We start from the raw sequence: 20,098 nt of genomic DNA on the forward strand, positions 1-20,098 counted from the left end.
TTGAAAACCCCGCTGATAGATCGCCGCGATTTCCTGAGAGCTGCAGGCGTTGGCTTCATGGCCGCGATGGCGCCATCGGCCTGGGCAACGACGCTTGCGGCCGACGCCGTCTTCGCCACCGCTTTCGTCAAACGCGACGGCAGCTTTGGCGCTGCCGTCCTGTCCGAGACCGGCAAAGTCCTGCATGCGATCGATCTGCCCGATCGCGGCCACGATGTCACCTTCGATCCCATATCGAAACGCTCGGTGGTCTTCGCGCGCCAGCCCGGCACCTTCGCCGTGGTTTTCGACCATTCGGGCCGTGATGCGCCGCTGACCATCGCCAGCATCGCCGGCCGGCATTTCTTCGGCCACGGCGTGTTCTCGGCCGACGGTGCGCTGCTCTATGCCACCGAAAACGACTTCGACAACGCCGCCGGCGTCGTCGGCGTCTACGATGCGCGGGCGAAATTCAGCCGTGTCGGCGAGTTCCCGACCTATGGAATGGGTCCGCACGAGCTTCTGCTCCTGGGCGATGGCAGGACGATTGCGGTAGCAAATGGCGGCATCGAGACCCATCCGGATTACGGCCGCGCCGAGCTCAACATTGCGACCATGAAGCCGTCCTACGTGCTGATAGACCGCGTCACCGGCGACCTCATCGAGAAGCACGAATTGCCGGCCGCACTGCATCAGCTGTCGATCCGCCACATGGACACCGATCCATCCGGCACGGTCTGGTTCGGCTGCCAGTACAGGGGCCCGGGCACCGATCGTCCGCTGCTGGTCGGCCGCGCGGTGCGCGGCAAGGAATTGCAACTGCTCGACATGCCGCAGGACGTTTTGTCCGGCTTCCGCAACTACATAGGCTCGGTCGCCGCCAATCCGGCTGCCGGCACGGTCGCGGTCTCCTCGCCGGAAGGCAACTCGCTTGTCGTGCTCGATGCGGCCAGCGGACGGGTCGTCGCGAACAGCGCGCTGGTCGAGGTCTGCGGCGTGGCTCCCGATGGAACCGGCTTCATGGCCACCACCGGCGCTGGCGAGATCGTTGAGGGCAGTGGTGCGACACGCTCCGAACCGGACTATGTCTGGGACAACCACATGCTGCGCATCGAGCAGGCCGCATAGGCCACAAGCGAAGCCGCTTAACGAATTATGCACTATCCCCTTGCGGTGGCGGGCCGTGGCGGGCACAGGGAATTGTCTTTCGAACCGGTTGCTTCATGAAATTGCTTGCCATCGACTGTGCCGCCAACCTCTGCGCCGCTAGCGTCTATGACGCGACGGCGAAGCGGGAGCTCGGCCGCTCGGTGCTCGATCTCGGCAAGGGCCATGCCGAGCAGCTGATGGCGGTCATCGCCGAAGCGCTGGAGGCAGGCGCAACCGACTATGCAGGTCTTGGCGCCATTGCCGTGTCTGTCGGCCCCGGTTCCTTCACCGGTCTGCGGGTCGGCGTCTCGACCGCGCGTGGCCTGGCGCTGGCGCTGAAGATACCGGCAATCGGAGTGACGACACTGGAGGCGCTGGCTGCCGAAGCAGCGACGGCATTTCCCGGTCGCGCCGTGCTGGCGGCGCTGGATGCCGGCCGTGAGGAGATCCACGCGGCTTTTTACGACGAAAGGTTAGTCTTGACTTACGGTCCGGCCGTGGCCACGCTGGCCGACGTGGTGGCAATGGCGATGGCAACGTCTCCGGTGCTTGCCGGCACCGCTGCAGCGCTCATCAGTGCATCGGCCGGGCGCGAATTCGATGTCGGCCCTCGGACGGCCACCGCCGACATTGTCACCTACGCCCGCCTGGCTGCCGCCAAGGGCGCGGGCGAACGGCCGAAACCACTCTACCTGCGCGGCGCCGACGCCAAGCCGCAGGCCGGGTTCATTCTTTCAAGGATCAGACCATGATCCCGAAAAGTGGAAGCCGGTTTTCACGGACAACGGTTCCCGTTTGTCCAGAGATCATGGTCAAACAAGAAAACAAAAATTAGATGCGCATACCTTTTCTCCAACCACGCCGCCGGGACTATGCGCTCGAGCCGCTGAGGATCGCCGACAGTCCGGCGGTCTCGCTGCTGCACCGCGAGGACTTTGTCCGCCCCTGGACCGATGGCGAATTTGCCGCCCTGCTCGAACAGGGCACTGTGTTCGGCTATGCCGCGCGCGAAACCGGACAGGGCTCCAAGCCGCCCGTCGGCTTCGTGCTGGCGCGGCTTGCGGCAGGCGAGGGCGAGATCCTGACCGTCGCGGTGGCGCGATCGCATCGCCGGCAGGGGCTGGGCTGGCAATTGATGGACGCGGTGTTGCGCGAACTGCACGCGCAGCGCGCCGAAGCGCTGTTCCTCGAGGTCGACGAGACCAATGTCGCGGCGATCGCGCTTTATCGCCGGCTGGGCTTCCGCGAGGTCGGCAAGCGGCCGAATTACTACAGGTCGGCCGAACACGGACCGACCGGCGCGCTTGTCATGCGCCGCGATCTTCGCTAGCGAGACGGCCGGGATGGGGCGATGATCAAGAAAATCAGGATTTTCCTGGCACTGGGCCTCGTTGTCGCCGGTTCGCTGGTCCTCGTGCCGTTACAGATACTGTCGATGAAGACCGGCTGGTGGCCGGAAACCTTCATCCTCAAGATCTGGCACAGGCTGATCATCAGGGCGCTCGGCATGCGCATCCATGTCAAGGGGACACTGTCCGACAAGCGCCCGCTGCTGGTTGCGTCCAATCACATCTCCTGGACCGACATCATGGTGCTCGGCTCTTTTGCCGACGTAAAATTCATCGCCAGGGCTGATATGGAAGGCTGGCCGCTGATCGGCATGCTGTCGAAGCTGCAGCGTACCGTGTTCATCGAGCGCGAGCGCAAGCGTTCGTCGGGCGACCAGGCAAGCGAGATTGCCAGCCGCATGGCCAAGGGCGATGCGATGGTGCTGTTTGCCGAGGGCTCGACCGGCGACGGCAATATGGTCCTGCCGTTCAAGAGCACGCTGTTCGGCGCCGCCTCGATGGCGATTTCGGAAGGCGCGGCGGAACAGGTGTTCATCCAGCCGGTGGCGATCGCCTATACGCGTCTGCACGGCGTGCCGCTCGGCCGCCGGCATCGCCCGCTTGCCGCCTGGATCGGCGATGAGGATTTGATGCCGCATCTCAAGGTATTGCTGGCGGAGGGCGCGCTCGACGTCGAGGTGCATTTCGGCGAGGCAATCGCCTTTTCCAAGGGTTCGAACCGCAAGGAGACGTCGAAACTGATGGAAAGCCAGGTGCGTGAGATGATGCAGGCGGCGCTTGCCGACCCGCGGCCGAGCCGCTAGCCCCGGCATGCCCTTGCTGGCGCGGGCTGAGAATCGTCTGTTTTTTGTCACGGAAAGGCGTTAGAAGCCGCCTTATGGACTTGAACACGGTAGAAAGCGACGACATCGGCACTATGGCTGGACAGCCGGCAGTGCTTTCCACGGCAGCGAAAAAAGTCTTCATCAAGACCTATGGCTGCCAGATGAACGTCTATGATTCGCAGCGTATGGCCGATGCGCTGGCTGCCGACGGCTATTCCGCGACCGATGCCATTGGCGAGGCGGACCTGGTGCTGCTGAACACCTGTCATATCAGGGAGAAGGCGGCCGAAAAGGTCTATTCCGAGCTCGGCCGTATCCGCGACATGAAAGCCGAGCGTGCCCTGGCCGGCCGCGAGATGCTGGTCGGCGTCGCCGGCTGCGTGGCGCAGGCCGAAGGCGCCGAGATCATCCGCCGTTCGCCGGCCGTCGACCTGGTCATCGGCCCGCAGACCTATCACCGGCTCCCCGACGTGCTGGCGCGGGTGCGCGGCGGCGAAAAGATCGTCGAGACCGACTACGCCATCGAGGACAAGTTCGAGCATCTGCCGCAGCCCAAGCGCGCCGAGGTCATCAAGCGCGGCGTCACCGCCTTCCTCACCGTGCAGGAAGGCTGCGACAAGTTCTGCACCTTCTGCGTCGTGCCCTATACCAGAGGCTCCGAAGTTTCCCGGCCGGTGGCGCAGATTGTCGCGGAGGCTGAGCGCCTGGCTGAAGCCGGGGTGCGCGAAGTGACGCTGCTTGGCCAGAACGTCAATGCTTGGCATGGCCAGGGCGAGAACGGCCACGAGTGGGGCCTTGGCCGCCTGCTGTTCAGGCTGGCCGAAATCCCCGGGCTGGCGCGTCTGCGCTATACCACCAGCCACCCGCGCGACATGGATGACGAGCTGATAGCGGCCCATCGCGATCTGCCGTCGTTGATGCCCTATCTGCATCTGCCGGTGCAATCAGGCTCCGACCGCATCCTCAAGGCGATGAATCGCCGGCACACGGCGAGGGATTATCTGGCGCTGCTCGACCGTATCCGCACTGCCCGGCCTGACATCGCGCTTTCCGGCGACTTCATCGTCGGCTTCCCCGGCGAGACAGAAGCGGATTTCGAGGCGACCATGGAGCTGGTGCGTCAGGTGAATTACGCCTCGGCCTTCTCCTTCAAATATTCGCCGCGCCCCGGCACGCCAGGCGCCGAAATGGCCGATCATGTGCCGGAAACGGTCAAGGACGAGCGCCTGCAGCGGCTGCAGGCTCTGCTTGTGAAGCAGCAGCAGGACTTCGGCTTGAGCCTCATCGGCAGCACCATCGACACGCTGATCGAGAAGCCCGGCCGTCAGGCCGGCCAGAAGGTAGGCCGCTCACCTTGGCTGCAGCCGGTTATTGTTGATGAAAAGGCCGGCGAAATCGGTGACATTATCCAGGTGCGAATCACGAAGACGGGCTACAACAGCCTGTTCGCCGAATTGGCCTGAGGGTCTCGGCAGATGAGGAGAGACGGTTGAGCGCAGCAGAGCTGAAGAACCTGCCCCCGGTACCGGCATCTGGGGCTTCTGACATGGCGCACATCGTTCTGACTTTCGACAACAACAAGCTTGCCAGCGCCCTTTATGGTCAGTTCGACGAAAACCTCGCCCGGCTCGAGCAGAAGCTTGGCGTCGACATCCGCTCACGCGGCAACCAGCTGACCATCAAAGGGTCCGCTTCTGCCGCCGAGCAGGCGCGCCGCGCCCTGGACAATCTTTACGGCATTCTCCAGAAAGGCGTCGATATCGGCCAGTCCGACGTTGACGGCGCCGTGCGCATGGCGATTGCCGCCGACGATCAGTTGACCCTGCCAACGCTGGAACGCAAGGGCAAGGTCTCCGCCGCCCAGATCGCCACCCGCAAGAAGACGATCTATGCCCGTTCGCTCAACCAGGACGCCTATATGCGGGCGCTGGAACGGTCGGAACTGGTGTTCGGCATCGGCCCGGCCGGCACCGGCAAGACCTACCTGGCGGTGGCGCACGCGGCGATGCTGCTCGAGCGCGGTATGGTCGAGCGCATCATTCTCTCGCGGCCGGCGGTCGAGGCCGGCGAGCGGCTGGGCTTCCTGCCCGGCGACATGAAGGAGAAGGTCGATCCCTATCTGCGGCCGCTCTATGACGCGCTCTACGACATGATGCCGGCCGACAAGGTCGAGCGCGCCATTGCCGCCGAAGTGATCGAAATCGCGCCGCTTGCCTTCATGCGCGGCCGCACGCTGGCGCATGCCGCCGTCATCCTCGACGAGGCGCAGAACACCACGCCGATGCAGATGAAGATGTTCCTGACGCGTCTGGGCGAAAACTCGCGCATGATCGTCACCGGCGATCCGACCCAGATCGACCTTCCCTCGAACACCAAATCGGGTCTGGTCGAAGCCTTGCGGGTGCTGGACGGCGTGGCGGGCGCGGTCACCGTGCGCTTCAACGACGGCGACGTGGTTCGCCATCCGCTGGTGGCGGAAATCGTCAGGGCCTACGACCGGGACGCCAAGCTGGCGCGTGGCCTCGGCGCCGAGAATTGATGTTGGCGATGCGGCTTCATGCCTGAGGACATAATATCCGGCGACGGGAATATTCCCGTCGACATCGACATAGCGGTTGAGGCGGGCAACTGGCCCGACGAGGCAAGCCTGACGCGGCTGGTCGATCGGGCCGTTAAGGCGGCTTTTGCCGAAATCGGCGTGGCGGGCCGTTCCGAACTCAGTCTCGTTTTTTCCGACGACGCCCATATCCAGGTTCTCAACGCCGGCTGGCGCGGCAAGGACAAACCGACCAACGTCTTGTCTTTCCCGGCTTTTCCGTTTGCGCAGGGCGGTCCGTTGCCGCCGATGCTGGGCGACATCGTGCTGGCCGCCGAAACGGTCGCCCATGAAGCGGTACTGGAAGACAAGCCTGTCGAGAACCATATCACCCATCTCGTCATCCACGGCCTGCTGCATCTGCTGGGCTACGATCACGAGACCGAGGCCGAGGCCGAGGCGATGGAAGCCGTCGAACGCGCGGCGCTTGCAAGGCTTGCCATTCCCGACCCCTACGCGTAACTACATCTGACCAATTGACCGGACGACGATGAACGACAAACCAGAGACTGCCGCCCGCCCCGACGCCGGCAGTGCAACCAAGGCTTCCGATACGTCGGAAGAGGGATCAAGTCCGAGTACCGTTGCCTCTGGTGCTAGCAGTACCTCTGCTGCTGCCGGCACCTCTGGTGCTGCCAGCATCGGCAGCGCTGCCAGCGAGACATCGCCTGCCGGTCCCTCCCTGTTCGACCGCGTTCTTGGCCTGTTCAGGCAACGCAACGGAACCAGCCTGCGGGAGGAAATCGCCGGCGCGCTTGCCGAGACAACGAGCGATGCCGGCGCCTTCTCGCCCGGCGAACGCGCCATGCTCAACAACATCCTGCGGCTGCGCGAAGTGCGCGTCGAGGACGTCATGGTGCCGCGCGCCGACATTCAAGGGGTCGAAATCACGACGACGCTCGGCGATCTGCTGGGCACCTTTGAGCAATCCGGCCATTCCCGCATGCCGGTCTATTCAGAGACCCTCGATGATCCGCGCGGCATGGTCCATATCCGTGATGTGCTGGCCCACATCACCAAGATCGCGCGCGTCAAGAAGGGCCGCTCGACCAGGAAAACACCCGTCGCCACGGTTCTCGATCTCGCCCAGGTCGATCTCGCACGCACCATTGGCGACCTCAATCTGATCCGCCCGGTGCTGTTCGTGCCGCCGTCGATGCTCGCCTCCGACCTGATGGCTCGCATGCAGACGACGCGCACGCAAATGGCGCTGGTCATCGATGAATATGGCGGCACCGACGGCCTTGCCTCGCTGGAAGACATCGTCGAGATGGTGGTCGGCGACATCGAGGACGAGCATGACGACGACGAGCCGATGATCACCCAGAGCGGCGACGGCGTGTTCATCGTCGATGGCAAGGCCGAGATCGACGACGTCGCCAAGATGATCGGCGGGGATTTCGCCGCCGGTGAACATGGCGAATATGTCGACACCATCGGCGGCATGATTTTCAACACGCTTGGCCGTGTTCCGGCCCGCGGCGAGGTGGTGCAGGCCATACCCGGTTTTGAATTTCACGTCCTCGACGCTGATCCGCGCCGCGTCAAGCGCGTGCGCATCGTGCAGAGCCAGAAGGGTGAGCGTCGCCGGCGTGCCACGGCGCGCACCGAACAGGCGTGAGCGTTTCGCTCGCACGATGACTATCGACGACCCGTTCAAGCATCCAAGTCTGGGCTCTGGTGTTTTCTACAAGGATCCGCATGCCGCGCTGGACTGGCTCGAGGCGGCTTTCGGCTTCGAGCGCAGCATGGTGGTCAGCGATGCCGAGGGAAAGCTCATCCATGCAGAGATGCGGTTCGGCGACAGCTACATCATCGTCGATTCCGAATGGAGCGATTACGTCGCCAGCCCGGCTTCGATCTCGGGCAAGAACACGCAGTCGATCTATGTCAGGCTGAAGGGTGGCCTGGATGCGCATTGCGAGCAAGCGCGAGCCCTCGACGCTGATATAATCCAGGAGCCGGCGGATCAGTTCTACGGTGAGCGCCAGTATCGTGCACGCGACCCCGAGGGCCATGTCTGGACGTTCACGCAGACCATCCGTTCGGTTCCGCGCGAGGAGGCCGAGCGGCTGGGGGGCGTTCAAATCGAGGGTTGGCACCGGTAGGCAGGGCCGGAGCTGTGCATCTCAGCCAGCCCATCCGCCGTTTGGAGCGCGGAGCGCAGCCTGTTAAATCTTGTGTCCTGATTCGCGACTCGGAAGTATGCATGGAGCGCCTCACCGGCCGGATAATTCTGCTTTGGGGTTGGCGGCGTGCGCTCGTGGCGTTTCTCGCCGGCGCCCTCGCGGTGCTTGGGCAGGCGCCTTACGACTTCTTCGCCGCCTGTTTCGTCTCGTTCCCGCTGCTGGTCTGGCTGCTCGACGGCGCCACCGGCGAAGCTTCAGGCAGTCTGTTCCGGCGTCTGCGGCCGGCTTTCGCCGTCGGTTGGTGGTTCGGTTTCGGCTATTTCCTCGCCGGCCTCTGGTGGATCGGCTCGGCGCTGCTGGTCGAGGCCGACAGCTTTGCCTGGGCGCTTCCCTTCGCGGTGGTCGGCATTCCTTTCATGCTCGCCTTTTTCTATGGCTTTGCGGCAATCGTTGCCCGGCTGCTGTGGAGCAACGACATTGGCCGCATCGCCGCCCTTGCCTTCGGCTTCGGCCTGGCGGAATGGCTGCGCGATTTCCTGTTCACCGGTTTTCCCTGGAATGCCGTCGGCTACGCGGCCATGCCCGTGCCGCTGCTGATGCAGAGCGTCTCGGTGACGGGCATGATCGGCATGAACGCGCTCGCGGTGTTCGTCTTCGCACTGCCGGCACTGCTGGCGGCACGTCGGCACCTGCGCCTCGGCGCGGCACTGTTTGTCGTGCTCGTCGCTGCCCATGTCGGCTTCGGCTATATCAGGCTTGCCGCTCCCGAATCGCCAGCTTCACGCAGCCTGGATGTCCGCATTGTCCAGCCGGCCGTGGACCTGTCGGAAAAATGGGATGCCTCGGTGCGCGACCGCATCTTCGCGGTCCTGATGGGGCTCTCGGGCAAGGCGCCGGATCCAGGCCATCAAAAGCCGCAACTGATCCTGTGGCCCGAAACCTCGGTGCCGTTCCTCTTCACCGAGCGTCCGGACGCATTGACGGCGCTGGGGGATATGCTCGGACCCGGCCAGATGCTGATTGCCGGCGTCGTCCGCGAGGAAGGCGGCTCGGCCGCAAATGCCGACAGCCGCTACTACAACTCCGTGGTGGCGATCGACGACAAGGGTGAAATCACCGACGCCGTCGACAAGGTTCACCTGGTGCCGTTCGGCGAATACCTGCCTTTCGCCGATCTGCTCCAGCGTTTCGGCATCGAGCAACTGGTTGCCGGGCCGATGAGTTTCGCGGCCGGCAATGAGCGGCACGCCATTACGCTGCCCGACGGCATCCGTGCGCTGCCATTTATCTGTTATGAGGTGATCTTTCCCGATCTTGTGGCAGTTGACGCTGCGTCAGCGCAGCTTATTGTGAACGTTACCAATGATGCGTGGTTCGGCGACACGCCGGGTCCGTATCAGCATTTCAGGCAGGCCCAGATCCGTGCGGTGGAAAATGGATTGCCATTGGTGCGTGCCGCCAACAACGGCATCTCGGCCGTCGTCGATCCGCGCGGGCGCATCGTCGATGCGCTTGCTATCGACGCGCGCGGCGCCATCGATGCCCACATACCGACTTCCGGACAGGCGCTCATATCTCCCGGCCAACGGCGCATTAACGGAATGCTGATCATGTTGCTGTTTGCCGTTGGGGCAGCGCTGTTGAACGTAAGGCAAAGGCTACGGGTGAATTGACAGCCAACACATTAGAAACTCATACTGTAAGTGCCTGAAAATTTCTCGAAGCCGGTGGATCGTTCTGTTGGGGCAGTTGCCTCCGGCTTTGTTTGGGCAGGAAAAAAATAGAGAAAGCCGAAAAAATTCGGCGAGGAAAAAATGACAGAAGATAACAAGAAGAAACCGAATCCGATCGACATCCATGTTGGCAGTCGCATTCGGCTTCGCCGCAACATGCTTGGAATGAGCCAGGAAAAGCTGGGAGAAAACCTCGGCATCACATTTCAACAGATTCAGAAATATGAAAAGGGCACCAACCGCGTCGGCGCCAGCCGTCTGCAGGCGATCGCGTCCATACTCGGCGTGCCTGTCGCTTTCTTTTTTGAGGATGCGCCCGGCCAGGAGCCTGTGGCGGGCCGTGGATTTGCCGAGGACGCTTCGATGGCTTTCGCTGTCGAATTCTGCGGCAGCCCTGAAGGCCTTCAGCTCAACCGGGCCTTTGTCAAGATCGCCGACGCCAAGGTGCGCCGCAGGATCATAGACCTGGTCAAGTCCCTCTCCGCCGACGATCCCGACTGATCCTCAATCACGCCAGGACCGGCGGCGCCCCGCCGCCGGTGGCACAAGATAACGGCATCGACATTCATGCCAGAGCCGAAGCACCGCTTGACGAGCGGCGCTTCGCCCCGCTAACACGTGGCGCGCCAAAATCGGCAGCCTGCCGATCGTTTTTCAAGAGGGGACACCCGTGACGCGGCAGAACTACTTCTTTACCTCGGAATCCGTTGCCGAGGGCCATCCCGACAAAGTCTGTGACCGGATTTCCGACGAGATCGTCGATCTGGTCTATCGCGAAGCCAAGAAGACCGGCATGGACCCGTGGAAAGTCCGTGTCGCCTGCGAGACGCTGGCCACCACCAACCGTGTCGTCATCGCCGGCGAAGTGCGCGTCCCGGAAACGCTGCTGAAGAAGGACAAGGCAGGCAACATCCTCAAGGATGCCGCCGGCCATCCGGTCGTCAATCCGGCCAAGTTCAAATCGGTCGCCCGCAAGGCGATCCGCGAAATCGGCTACGAGCAGGCCGGCTTCCACTGGAAAACGGCGAAGATCGAGGTTCTGCTGCACGGCCAGTCGCCTGACATCGGCCAGGGCGTCGACAACGCTGCCGACCGTCAGGGCGAAGAGGGTGCCGGCGACCAGGGCATCATGTTCGGTTATGCCTGCCGCGAGACGCCGGATTTGATGCCGGCGCCGATCTACTACAGCCACAAGATCCTCGAACTGCTGGCTGCTGCCCGCCACGAAGGCAGCGGTGAAGCCGGCAGGCTCGGGCCGGATGCCAAGAGCCAGGTCACCGTTCGCTATGTCGACGGCAAGGCCGCCGAGGCGACGCAGATCGTGCTGTCCACGCAGCATCTCGATGCGAGCTGGGATTCAAAGAAGGTCCGCAAGGTCGTCGAACCCTATATCCGCGAGGCGCTGGGCGACCTCAAGATCGCCGACGATTGCATGTGGTACATCAATCCGACCGGCAAGTTCGTCATCGGCGGGCCGGACGGCGACGCCGGCCTGACCGGCCGCAAGATCATCGTCGACACCTACGGTGGTGCCGCACCCCATGGCGGCGGCGCCTTCTCCGGCAAGGACACCACCAAGGTGGATCGTTCGGCAGCCTATGCGGCGCGCTACCTGGCCAAGAACGTGGTGGCGGCGAAACTCGCCGACCGCTGCACCATCCAGCTTTCCTACGCCATCGGCGTCGCCCAGCCGCTGTCGGTCTATGTCGACTTGCACGGTACCGGCAAGGTCGACGAGGCAAAGCTCGAGGACGCGCTGCGCACGGTGATGGATCTGTCGCCGTCGGGCATCCGCCGTCACCTCGATCTCAACAAACCGATCTACGCCAAGACGTCGTCCTACGGCCATTTCGGCCGCAAGGCCGGCCGTGATGGGTCTTTCTCCTGGGAAAAGACCGATCTCGCCAAGGCGCTCAAGGACGCGGTCGCCGCCTGACAGCGGCGCCGGAAGTCCCGCCATGGATCCGAAGGACAGACCAAGCCGCGCGACCGAAGCCTTTTTCGGTCGCCGGCGCGGCAAGACCATGCGTCCGCAACAGGCGGCCGCGCTGGAAAGCGGCTTCGGTGCATATCGGCTCGACCTGGCGGCCGAGCCGCCGGCCGGTCTGCAAACTCTGTTTCAAGCCGATGTCAGCGCGGTTCGCCTGGAGATTGGCTTCGGCGGTGGCGAACATCTCCTGCACCGCGCGACCGAGGCGCCTTCGATCGGCTTTATCGGCGTCGAGCCCTTCGTCAACGGCATGGCCAAGATGATGATGGCGGTGCGCGAGAAACCGCTCGCCAATCTGCGGGTTTATGACGACGACGCCACAAGGCTGCTCGACTGGCTGCCGCAGGCCTCGCTCGGCGGCATCGATCTGCTCTATCCCGACCCCTGGCCGAAGAAGAAACACTGGAAGCGACGTTTCGTAAGCCCGGTCAATCTCGAGCGGTTCGCGCGCGTGCTGAAGCCTGGTTCAAAATTCCGCTTCGCCTCCGACATCGACACCTATGTCAACTGGACCTTGCTGCATTGCCGCGCGCATGGCGCGTTCGCATGGCAGGCTTGCGAGGCGGCGGACTGGCACCGGCCCTATGATGGTTGGCCGGGCACCCGTTACGAGGCCAAGGCCATTCGTGAAGGCCGGCGGCCGGCCTATCTTACCTTCATTCGGAAATAGGCTCGCTGTCTTAGAGCAATTCCAGAAAAAGTGTGAAACGGTTTTCCGTCCGGAATTGCGTCAAAGCTAGAAGCGGCGGCCGATGCGATCGAAGGCGGCAGGCTCGACGCCGAGGTTGCGCAGGTCGTCGGCGCGCGGCCTGCGACCGGCTTCCACGGCCCGTGAAGCGGCCACGGCGCTGCCGAATACGGTGAAGAAGTCGCCTATTGCAGAAAATATCTTGCGATTGCTCATGATCATGTCCTTTCGCGCACGTGTGGCGCACGGCCACCTTTGTGCAGCGCAGCGTAAGTAGGTGCGTTTCAGCGCCAATCCCATGGGGGCCGCCGCATGGGCGCCATGCGCTCCATGCAACGCTGGCGGGGGCCACCTCGATGGCAGCGTTGCCCGACCAGCATAGCGGGCTTGAAACACAGGCCGCGATCGTCTATATCAGCCTCAAATTCTTGGTCGGTATGACGAAGAGTGGGTCCACCCGGTCCCGCTCTTTTTTATTACCTGCCGATAACTTGGTAGAGAACGACAGGGCTTCAATGACTGCAACGGCAAGCGAGGGCGACGATCGCATCATCCGCGAAAGCGGCATCGATGCGCGCATCGCGCTGATCGTCCAGCCGGTTCTGCGCGGCATCGGCTTCCGCCTCGTGCGGGTGCATCTGTCGGGCCAGAACGGGCTGACGCTGCAGATCATGGCCGAACGCGAGGACGGCACCATGACCGTCGAGGATTGCGAAGAGGTCAGCCGCGCGGTGTCGCCGGCGCTCGATGTCGATGATCCGATCGAAAAGGCCTACCATCTTGAAGTCTCGTCGCCCGGCATCGACCGGCCGCTGGTCCGCAAATCGGATTTCACGACCTGGACGGGTCATCTGGTGAAAATGGAAACATCGATCGTCGTCGCCGACCGCAAGCGCTTCAAGGGCAAGATCGCCGAAGCCGGCGAAGACGATGTGCTGATCGAGCGCGACAAGGCAGCCTATGGCGAGGAGCCGACGGTGCGCGTCCCCTATGACGCGATTGCCGATGTGCGCCTGATCCTGACCGACGATCTCATCCGCGATGCCCTGTCGAAGGACAACAGGGCGCGCAAGGAAGCCAAGAAGCGCCGTGGCGAACCGGACGACGACGAGTCGGGTGCGGAAGCGGACGCCACGGAAGAACACGAACAGGAACTATGATTGAGCTGCCGGGCGCAAAGGTCCGGCAAACAAGCTCGGGAGAAAAACGATGGTTGTAAGCGCCAACAGACTTGAATTGCTGCAGATCGCCGACGCGGTCGCGCGTGAAAAGTCGATCGACAAGTCGATCGTCATCGCCGCCATGGCCGATGCGATCCAGAAGGCGGCGCGCTCGCGTTACGGTCAGGAGACCAACATCCGCGCCGACATCAACCCGAACACCGGTGAGATGAAACTGCAGCGGCTGATGGAAGTGGTCGAGAAGGTCGATGACTACGCCACGCAGATCGCCATTTCCTCGGCTCGCGAGCGCAATCCCGACGCCCAGCTCGGCGACTTCATCGCCGAACAGCTGCCGCCCATGGATTTCGGCCGCATCGCCGCCCAGTCGGCCAAGCAGGTCATCGTCCAGAAGGTCCGCGAGGCCGAACGCGACCGCCAGTATGACGAGTACAAGGACCGCATCGGCGAGATCGTCAACGGTACCGTCAAGCGCGTCGAATACGGCAATGTCATCGTCGATCTCGGCCGCGGCGAAGCGATCATCCGTCGCGATGAGCTGATCCCGCGCGAGAACTACAAATATGGCGACCGCGTCCGCGCCTATGTCTACGATGTGCGCCGCGAGCAGCGCGGCCCGCAGATCTTCCTGTCGCGCACCCATCCGCAGTTCATGGCCAAGCTGTTCACCATGGAAGTGCCGGAAATCTATGACGGCATCATCGAGATCAAGTCGGTCGCCCGCGACCCAGGTTCGCGCGCCAAGATCGCCGTCATCTCGCGGGACTCTTCGATCGATCCGGTCGGCGCCTGCGTCGGCATGCGCGGCAGCCGCGTCCAGGCCGTCGTCGGCGAATTGCAGGGTGAGAAGATCGACATCATTCCGTGGTCGCCTTCTGCGGCGTCCTTCATCGTCAATGCGCTGCAGCCGGCGGAAGTCGCCAAGGTCGTGCTCGACGAGGATGCCGAACGCATCGAAGTCGTGGTTCCCGACGACCAGCTGTCGCTGGCCATCGGTCGCCGCGGCCAGAATGTGCGTCTGGCTTCGCAGCTGACCGGTTGGGATATCGACATCCTGACCGAAGCCGAAGAATCCGAACGCCGCCAGAAGGAATTCGTCGAGCGTTCGTCGCTGTTCATGGAAGCCCTCGACGTCGACGAGATGGTCGGCCAGGTGCTGGCCTCCGAAGGCTTCACCAGCGTTGAGGAAGTCGCTTATGTCGATTCCGGCGAGATCGCCTCTATCGACGGTTTCGACGAGGACACCGCTTCCGAAATCCAGACCCGCGCCCGCGAATATCTGGAGAAGATCGAGGCCGAGCACGACGACAAGCGCAAGGCGCTCGGCGTTTCGGACGAATTGCGCGAAATCCCCGGCGTCACCACCGCCATGATGGTGACGCTTGGCGAGGACGGCGTGAAGACGATCGAGGATTTCGCCGGCTATGCCGCCGACGACCTGACCGGCTGGAAGGAACGCAAGGACGGCGAGACAAAAGTCTATCCGGGCGTGCTGGCCAATCATGGCGTGACCCGCGCAGACGCCGAACAGATGGTTCTGGCCGCCCGCCTCAAGGCCGGCTGGATCACCGAAGACGAGCTTGCAGCCGAAGAAGTCTCGGCTGACGAAGCCGTTGGTGCGTGAGGTGAAGCCGCATCGCACCGAACCCGCCCTTGGACGAGATGAACGATCGCACCTGCATCGTTACGCGCAAACAAGCCGAACCGGATGATCTGATCCGGTTCGTCGTCGGCCCGGATTCGGCCGTCGTTCCCGACATCAAGAGAAATCTGCCCGGCCGCGGTTGCTGGGTGAGCGCCGACCGCCTACATATCGACAAGGCTGCGGCGAAGAACCTCTTTGCCCGCGCCTTCAAGGCACAGGTGGTCGTGCCGCCCGATCTTGGCGGCATGGTCGACGGGCTGCTTTCCAGGCACGCTCTGGGCATGCTTGGTCTTGCCCGCAAGGCAGGCGCAATTTCGCTTGGTGCTACCAAGGTCGAGAGCGCGGTGCGCGGCGGATTGGCGCTTTTCGTGCTGCATGCTTCCGAGGCGTCCGATGACGGCGTGCGCAAGATCAGCCAGGCGCGACGGGCGACGGTCCATCTTGGTGGGCCCGCTATCCTTGCCTACAAACTTTTCTCCGAGGCCGAGTTGAGCTTGGCATTGGGGGGTACAAATGTGATACATGCTGCCGTTCTCGCGGGAGACGCGGGCAGGGCGGTCCAGAAGCGCATGGTTGCGCTCGACCGGTATCGGGGCGGTTCCCCGGACGATCTGGCAATGCTTGCGGCTGTTGCTGACGAAGATGATGCCGCAGAGGATATGGAATGAGCGATACGAAATCGGGTGACGACAATACGCTGAGTGTGACGCCGAAGAAGACCTTGACGCTGAAGCGCCCCGGTATGGAACAGGGCACTGTGCGCCAGAACTTCTCGCACGGCCGCACCAAGCAGGTCGTCGTCGAAACCAAGAAGCGCAAGTTCTCGATGCCCGGCGACAAGCCGGAGCCTGTTGCCGCCCCCGTCTTCACACCGAAGCCGGCGGTCGTGGCCGCACCCGTCGTCGTGCCGGAAGCACCGAAGGCGCCGCCACCCCCGCCGCCACCGGCCCCGGTCGAGCGCAGCGGCATGGTGCTGAACGAACTGTCGCGCAGTGAAATGGAAGCACGCCGCAGGGCGCTCGAGGGCTCGAAGGTTCGCGAGGTCGAGGACCGCCAGCGCGCCGCCGAGGATGCCAAGCGTCGCGCCGAGGACGAAGAGCGCCGCAAGCGCGAACGCGATGAATCCGCACGCCGCCAGGCCGAGGAAGAAGCACGGTTGCAGACCGAGGCCGAATCCCGCCGTCGGGCTGAGGAAGAGGCGCGTCGCCGCGCGCCATTGGCTGCCGAACTGGCAACAGTCGATGACGAGGAAGTGGCCAAGCCGAAGCGGGTTGGCGCCGGCGCACCGGTGCGCCGTCCGGTCACGCCTGAAGTGGCGCGTCCGGCCAAGCCGACCAAGAGCGAGGAAGATCGCCGCCGTGGCAAGCTGACGCTGAATTCGGCATTGTCCGACGAAGATGCGCGAGCCCGTTCGCTGTCGTCGATGCGTCGTCGCCAGGAAAAATTCAAGCGCGCGATGCACAATGAGCCGCGCGAGAAAGTCATGCGCGAAGTGATCCTGCCAGAGACCATCACCATCCAGGAACTGGCGCAACGCATGTCCGAGCGCGCGGTCGACCTGGTCAAGTTCTTCATGAAGCAGGGCCAGATCCTGAAGCCGGGCGACGTTATCGACGCCGACACGGCCGAGCTGGTCGCCACCGAATTCGGCCACACGGTCCGCCGCGTCGCCGAGTCCGACATCGAGGAAGGCCTGTTCAACATCGCCGACAATGCCGAGGACCTGGTTTCGCGTCCGCCGGTCGTGACGATCATGGGTCACGTCGATCATGGCAAGACCTCGCTGCTCGACGCGATCCGCAACGCCAATGTCGTCTCCGGCGAAGCCGGCGGCATCACCCAGCATATCGGCGCCTACCAGGTCGAGAAGAATGGTCACAAGATCACCTTCATCGACACGCCCGGCCACGCCGCCTTCACGGCGATGCGTGCTCGTGGCGCCCAGGCGACCGATATTGCCATCCTGGTGGTTGCGGCCGATGACAGCGTCATGCCGCAGACGATCGAATCGATCAGCCATGCCAAGGCGGCCGGCGTTCCGATCATCGTGGCGATCAACAAGATCGACAAGCATGATGCCGATCCGCAGAAGGTGCGCTCCGAACTGCTGCGCCACGAGGTTTTCGTCGAATCCATGGGCGGTGAAGTTCTGGACGTCGAAGTATCGGCGACCAAGGGCACCAATCTCGACAAACTGCTTGAGGCGATCCTGCTGCAGGCCGAAATTCTGGACCTGAAAGCCAATCCGGACCGTACCGCCGAAGGCGTCGTCATCGAGGCCCAGCTCGACAAGGGCCGTGGTCCCGTTGCCACCGTGCTGGTGCAGACCGGCACGCTGATGCCGGGCGACATCCTCGTTGCCGGCAATGAATGGGGCCGGGTGCGTGCGCTGGTCAACGATCGTGGCGTGCAGATCAAGGAAGCGCCGCCGGCGATGCCGGTGGAAGTGCTTGGCTTGCAGGGCACCCCGCAGGCCGGCGATCGCTTCGCCGTGGTCAACAACGAGGCCCGTGCCCGCGAGATCACCGAATACCGCCAGCGTCTGGCGCGCGAGAAGGCGGTCGCCAAGCATGCCGGCCAGCGCGGTTCGCTCGAGCAGATGATGTCGCAATTGCAGACAAGCGGGCTGAAGGAATTCCCGTTGGTCATCAAGGGCGACGTGCAGGGCTCGATCGAGGCGATCAATGCCGCACTCGATAAGCTCGGCACCGACGAGGTTCGTGCACGCATCGTCCATGCCGGTGCCGGCGCCATCACCGAAAGCGACGTGTCGCTGGCCGAGACTTCGGGTGCCGCGATCATCGGCTTCAACGTCCGCGCCAACGTCCAGGCACGTGCCGCTGCTGCGGCGGCTGGCATCGAGATCCGCTACTACTCGATCATCTACAACCTTGTGGATGACGTGAAGGCGGCTCTGTCGGGCCTGTTGTCGCCGGAGCGTCGCGAGACTTTCATCGGCAATGCGCAGATCCTCGAAATCTTCGACATCACCAAGGTCGGCAAGATCGCCGGCTGCCGTGTCACCGAAGGCAAGGTCGAGCGTGGTGCGGGCGTGCGCCTGATCCGCGACAACGTCGTCATCCACGAAGGCACGCTGAAGACGCTGAAGCGCTTCAAGGACGAAGTTTCGGAAGTCCCCGGCGGCCAGGAGTGCGGCATGGCCTTCCAGAACTACGAGGACATGCGCGTCGGCGACGTCATCGAGTGCTTCCGCGTCGAGATGGTGACCCGGACACTCTGAGTTCGAGTGACTTGTCCATACCGGGCGGTGGTCGAAAGGCCGCCGCCCCAAGTCTATTGAGAATGCCCATATGAGACATGCGGCACGGTTCCATCCCGCGCCTCACGCTTTCAGGATTGAGAAAAATGCCCCGTCCAACCGCATCCAGCCCATCCCAGCGCATGCTGCGCGTCGCCGAACAGGTGCGCCATGCGCTATCCGAAACCCTGCAGCGCGGCGAGATCATCGATCCGCTGATCGAGAACACCGTGGTGTCGGTCTCGGAAGTGCGCATGTCGCCCGATTTGAAGGTCGCTACCGCTTTCGTCTCGCCGCTCGGCGCCAAGGATACCGATGCGGTGGTCGAGGCGCTGAACAAGCATGCGAAATTCGTCCGTGGCCGTGTCTCCGGCGCGCTGCGGCAGATGAAGTTCATGCCGGAGTTCCGCTTCAAGCTCGACACCTCCTTCGACAATTTTGCCAGGATCAACGACCTCTTGAAATCGCCGGAAGTGGCGCGCGATCTGGGTCCTGAGGACCAGGAAAACGCAGACCAGGACAAAGACGACAACAAGGACACCGAATAGTGGCGCGTCGCGGCAAGAAGAAGGGCCGGCCGATCTCGGGCTGGCTGATCCTGGACAAGCCGGTCGGCATGGGCTCGACCGAAGCCGTCTCCAAGATCAAATGGCTGTTCCAGGCGGAAAAGGCCGGCCATGCAGGCACGCTCGACCCGCTGGCGTCCGGCATGCTGCCGATCGCGCTTGGCGAGGCTACCAAGACCGTGCCTTACGTGCAGGACGGCGCCAAAATCTATCGCTTCACCGTTGCCTGGGGACAGGAGCGTTCGACCGATGACCTCGAAGGTCCGGTGACGAAAGAATCCGACCTGCGTCCGTCGGAAGCCCAAGTGCTCGCCCTGCTGCCGAAATACACCGGCGTCATCATGCAGACGCCGCCGCAATTCTCGGCGATCAAGATCGCAGGCGAGCGCGCCTATGATCTGGCCCGCGACGGCGCGACGGTCGACATACCCGCGCGAGAGATCGAGATCGGCCGTCTGGACGTTGTCGAGCATGGCGCCGACCATACTGTTTTCGAGGTCGAGTGCGGCAAGGGCACCTATGTGCGCTCGCTGGCCCGCGACATGGGCCGCGACATCGGCTGCTTCGGTCACATCTCCGAATTGCGCCGGGTCGAGGTCGAGCCGTTCACCTCGGAAGACTTCGTCACCATCGCCGAACTGGAAGCCGCCCGTTTCGGTGTGGAGGAGGTCGACAGCTCGGACACGACAGAAGCCGCTGACAAGGCAGAGGCTGCCGACAAGGTGGAAGCGTCAATCGACTTCGACGCCATCGATGCGCTTCTGGTCGACACATCGGCTGCCCTCGATTGCCTGCCGCAGATCGCCATCAGCGATGACGCGGCAACCAAGATCCGCCTCGGCAACCCGGTCATCATCCGCGGCCGCGACGCACCGGTGGAAGCCGAAGAAGCCTGCGCCACGGCGCGCGGCAAGCTGGTCGCCATCGGTGCCATTGAGCAAGGCATGTTCAAGCCCAAGCGGGTCTTTGCCGGTTGATTCCTGTCGTCTAATGTCGAGGCGAGGACTCGC

General features: G+C 63.3%; 20 protein-coding genes. 19 read left to right on the forward strand and 1 reads right to left on the reverse strand.

Translation table 11 applies throughout. From position 1 onward, the window contains the following. From P3C39_RS19190 to P3C39_RS19250, 13 genes are all read left to right on the forward strand, one after another. Positions 1–1,107, forward strand: coding sequence for a DUF1513 domain-containing protein (locus P3C39_RS19190; RefSeq protein ID WP_275954072.1), 1,107 nt, complete (start codon positions 1–3; stop codon positions 1,105–1,107). 95 nt (positions 1,108–1,202) lie between these two features. Beyond that, positions 1,203–1,880, forward strand: coding sequence for a tRNA (adenosine(37)-N6)-threonylcarbamoyltransferase complex dimerization subunit type 1 TsaB (gene tsaB, locus P3C39_RS19195; RefSeq protein WP_013527910.1), 678 nt, complete (start codon positions 1,203–1,205; stop codon positions 1,878–1,880). 83 nt (positions 1,881–1,963) lie between these two features. Continuing rightward, the gene (rimI, locus tag P3C39_RS19200) at positions 1,964–2,458 is read left to right on the forward strand and encodes a ribosomal protein S18-alanine N-acetyltransferase (protein WP_064995721.1); all 495 of its coding nucleotides are present in this window, start codon (positions 1,964–1,966) and stop codon (positions 2,456–2,458) included. 21 nt (positions 2,459–2,479) lie between these two features. Then, a complete protein-coding gene (locus tag P3C39_RS19205) occupies positions 2,480–3,280 on the forward strand; it encodes a 1-acyl-sn-glycerol-3-phosphate acyltransferase (protein ID WP_063169990.1) in 801 nt (266 codons plus the stop codon). A 113-nt stretch (positions 3,281–3,393) separates the two neighbouring features. After that, positions 3,394–4,764: a tRNA (N6-isopentenyl adenosine(37)-C2)-methylthiotransferase MiaB gene (gene miaB, locus P3C39_RS19210; RefSeq protein WP_275954208.1), complete on the forward strand. Its 1,371-nt coding sequence runs from the start codon at positions 3,394–3,396 to the stop codon at positions 4,762–4,764. 83 nt (positions 4,765–4,847) lie between these two features. Then, complete coding sequence (locus P3C39_RS19215) at positions 4,848–5,840, forward strand: PhoH family protein (RefSeq protein ID WP_023758127.1); 993 nt, start codon at positions 4,848–4,850, stop codon at positions 5,838–5,840. An 18-nt stretch (positions 5,841–5,858) separates the two neighbouring features. Beyond that, positions 5,859–6,359 (forward strand): rRNA maturation RNase YbeY, encoded by a 501-nt coding sequence (gene ybeY / locus P3C39_RS19220; protein WP_032808361.1) that lies wholly within the window; start codon positions 5,859–5,861, stop codon positions 6,357–6,359. A 28-nt stretch (positions 6,360–6,387) separates the two neighbouring features. Continuing rightward, the gene (locus P3C39_RS19225) at positions 6,388–7,518 is read left to right on the forward strand and encodes a hemolysin family protein (RefSeq protein WP_027161765.1); all 1,131 of its coding nucleotides are present in this window, start codon (positions 6,388–6,390) and stop codon (positions 7,516–7,518) included. Between the two features lie 16 nt (positions 7,519–7,534). Continuing rightward, entirely contained in the window at positions 7,535–8,005 is a 471-nt protein-coding gene (locus P3C39_RS19230; protein ID WP_127369986.1) for a VOC family protein, read from the forward strand. 101 nt (positions 8,006–8,106) lie between these two features. Next, on the forward strand, positions 8,107–9,699 hold the full coding sequence (gene lnt, locus P3C39_RS19235; RefSeq protein ID WP_027161763.1) for an apolipoprotein N-acyltransferase: 1,593 nt from the start codon (positions 8,107–8,109) through the stop codon (positions 9,697–9,699). Between the two features lie 141 nt (positions 9,700–9,840). Beyond that, positions 9,841–10,260: a helix-turn-helix domain-containing protein gene (locus P3C39_RS19240; protein WP_013527901.1), complete on the forward strand. Its 420-nt coding sequence runs from the start codon at positions 9,841–9,843 to the stop codon at positions 10,258–10,260. A gap of 169 nt (positions 10,261–10,429) precedes the next feature. Beyond that, entirely contained in the window at positions 10,430–11,695 is a 1,266-nt protein-coding gene (metK, locus tag P3C39_RS19245) for a methionine adenosyltransferase (RefSeq protein ID WP_024503461.1), read from the forward strand. Between the two features lie 22 nt (positions 11,696–11,717). After that, a complete protein-coding gene (locus P3C39_RS19250; protein WP_275954071.1) occupies positions 11,718–12,419 on the forward strand; it encodes a tRNA (guanosine(46)-N(7))-methyltransferase TrmB in 702 nt (233 codons plus the stop codon). Between the two features lie 66 nt (positions 12,420–12,485). Here the strand turns inward: P3C39_RS19250 and P3C39_RS19255 are convergent, their stop codons facing one another. Continuing rightward, a complete protein-coding gene (locus P3C39_RS19255; protein WP_013527898.1) occupies positions 12,486–12,653 on the reverse strand; it encodes a hypothetical protein in 168 nt (55 codons plus the stop codon). Between the two features lie 299 nt (positions 12,654–12,952). Between P3C39_RS19255 and rimP the strand changes: the two genes are divergently transcribed. The 6 genes from rimP (at position 12,953) to truB (ending at position 20,065) form a co-directional block, all read left to right on the forward strand. Then, entirely contained in the window at positions 12,953–13,597 is a 645-nt protein-coding gene (rimP, locus tag P3C39_RS19260) for a ribosome maturation factor RimP (RefSeq protein WP_013527897.1), read from the forward strand. Between the two features lie 49 nt (positions 13,598–13,646). After that, positions 13,647–15,242, forward strand: a complete 1,596-nt coding sequence (gene nusA, locus P3C39_RS19265) for a transcription termination factor NusA (RefSeq protein WP_013527896.1) — start codon at positions 13,647–13,649, stop codon at positions 15,240–15,242. A 38-nt stretch (positions 15,243–15,280) separates the two neighbouring features. Then, the gene (locus P3C39_RS19270) at positions 15,281–15,931 is read left to right on the forward strand and encodes an RNA-binding protein (RefSeq protein WP_024503463.1); all 651 of its coding nucleotides are present in this window, start codon (positions 15,281–15,283) and stop codon (positions 15,929–15,931) included. Further along, positions 15,928–18,504, forward strand: a complete 2,577-nt coding sequence (gene infB, locus P3C39_RS19275; protein ID WP_013527894.1) for a translation initiation factor IF-2 — start codon at positions 15,928–15,930, stop codon at positions 18,502–18,504. Before P3C39_RS19270 ends, infB begins: the two co-directional genes overlap by 4 nt. A 125-nt stretch (positions 18,505–18,629) precedes the next feature. Beyond that, positions 18,630–19,070 (forward strand): 30S ribosome-binding factor RbfA, encoded by a 441-nt coding sequence (gene rbfA, locus P3C39_RS19280; RefSeq protein WP_013527893.1) that lies wholly within the window; start codon positions 18,630–18,632, stop codon positions 19,068–19,070. After that, positions 19,070–20,065, forward strand: a complete 996-nt coding sequence (gene truB / locus P3C39_RS19285) for a tRNA pseudouridine(55) synthase TruB (protein ID WP_024503465.1) — start codon at positions 19,070–19,072, stop codon at positions 20,063–20,065. Before rbfA ends, truB begins: the two co-directional genes overlap by 1 nt. The last annotated feature ends 33 nt before the right edge of the window (positions 20,066–20,098 follow it).

The organism is Mesorhizobium sp. XAP4 (assembly GCF_029269325.1).
GTDB lineage: Bacteria > Pseudomonadota > Alphaproteobacteria > Rhizobiales > Rhizobiaceae > Mesorhizobium > Mesorhizobium ciceri.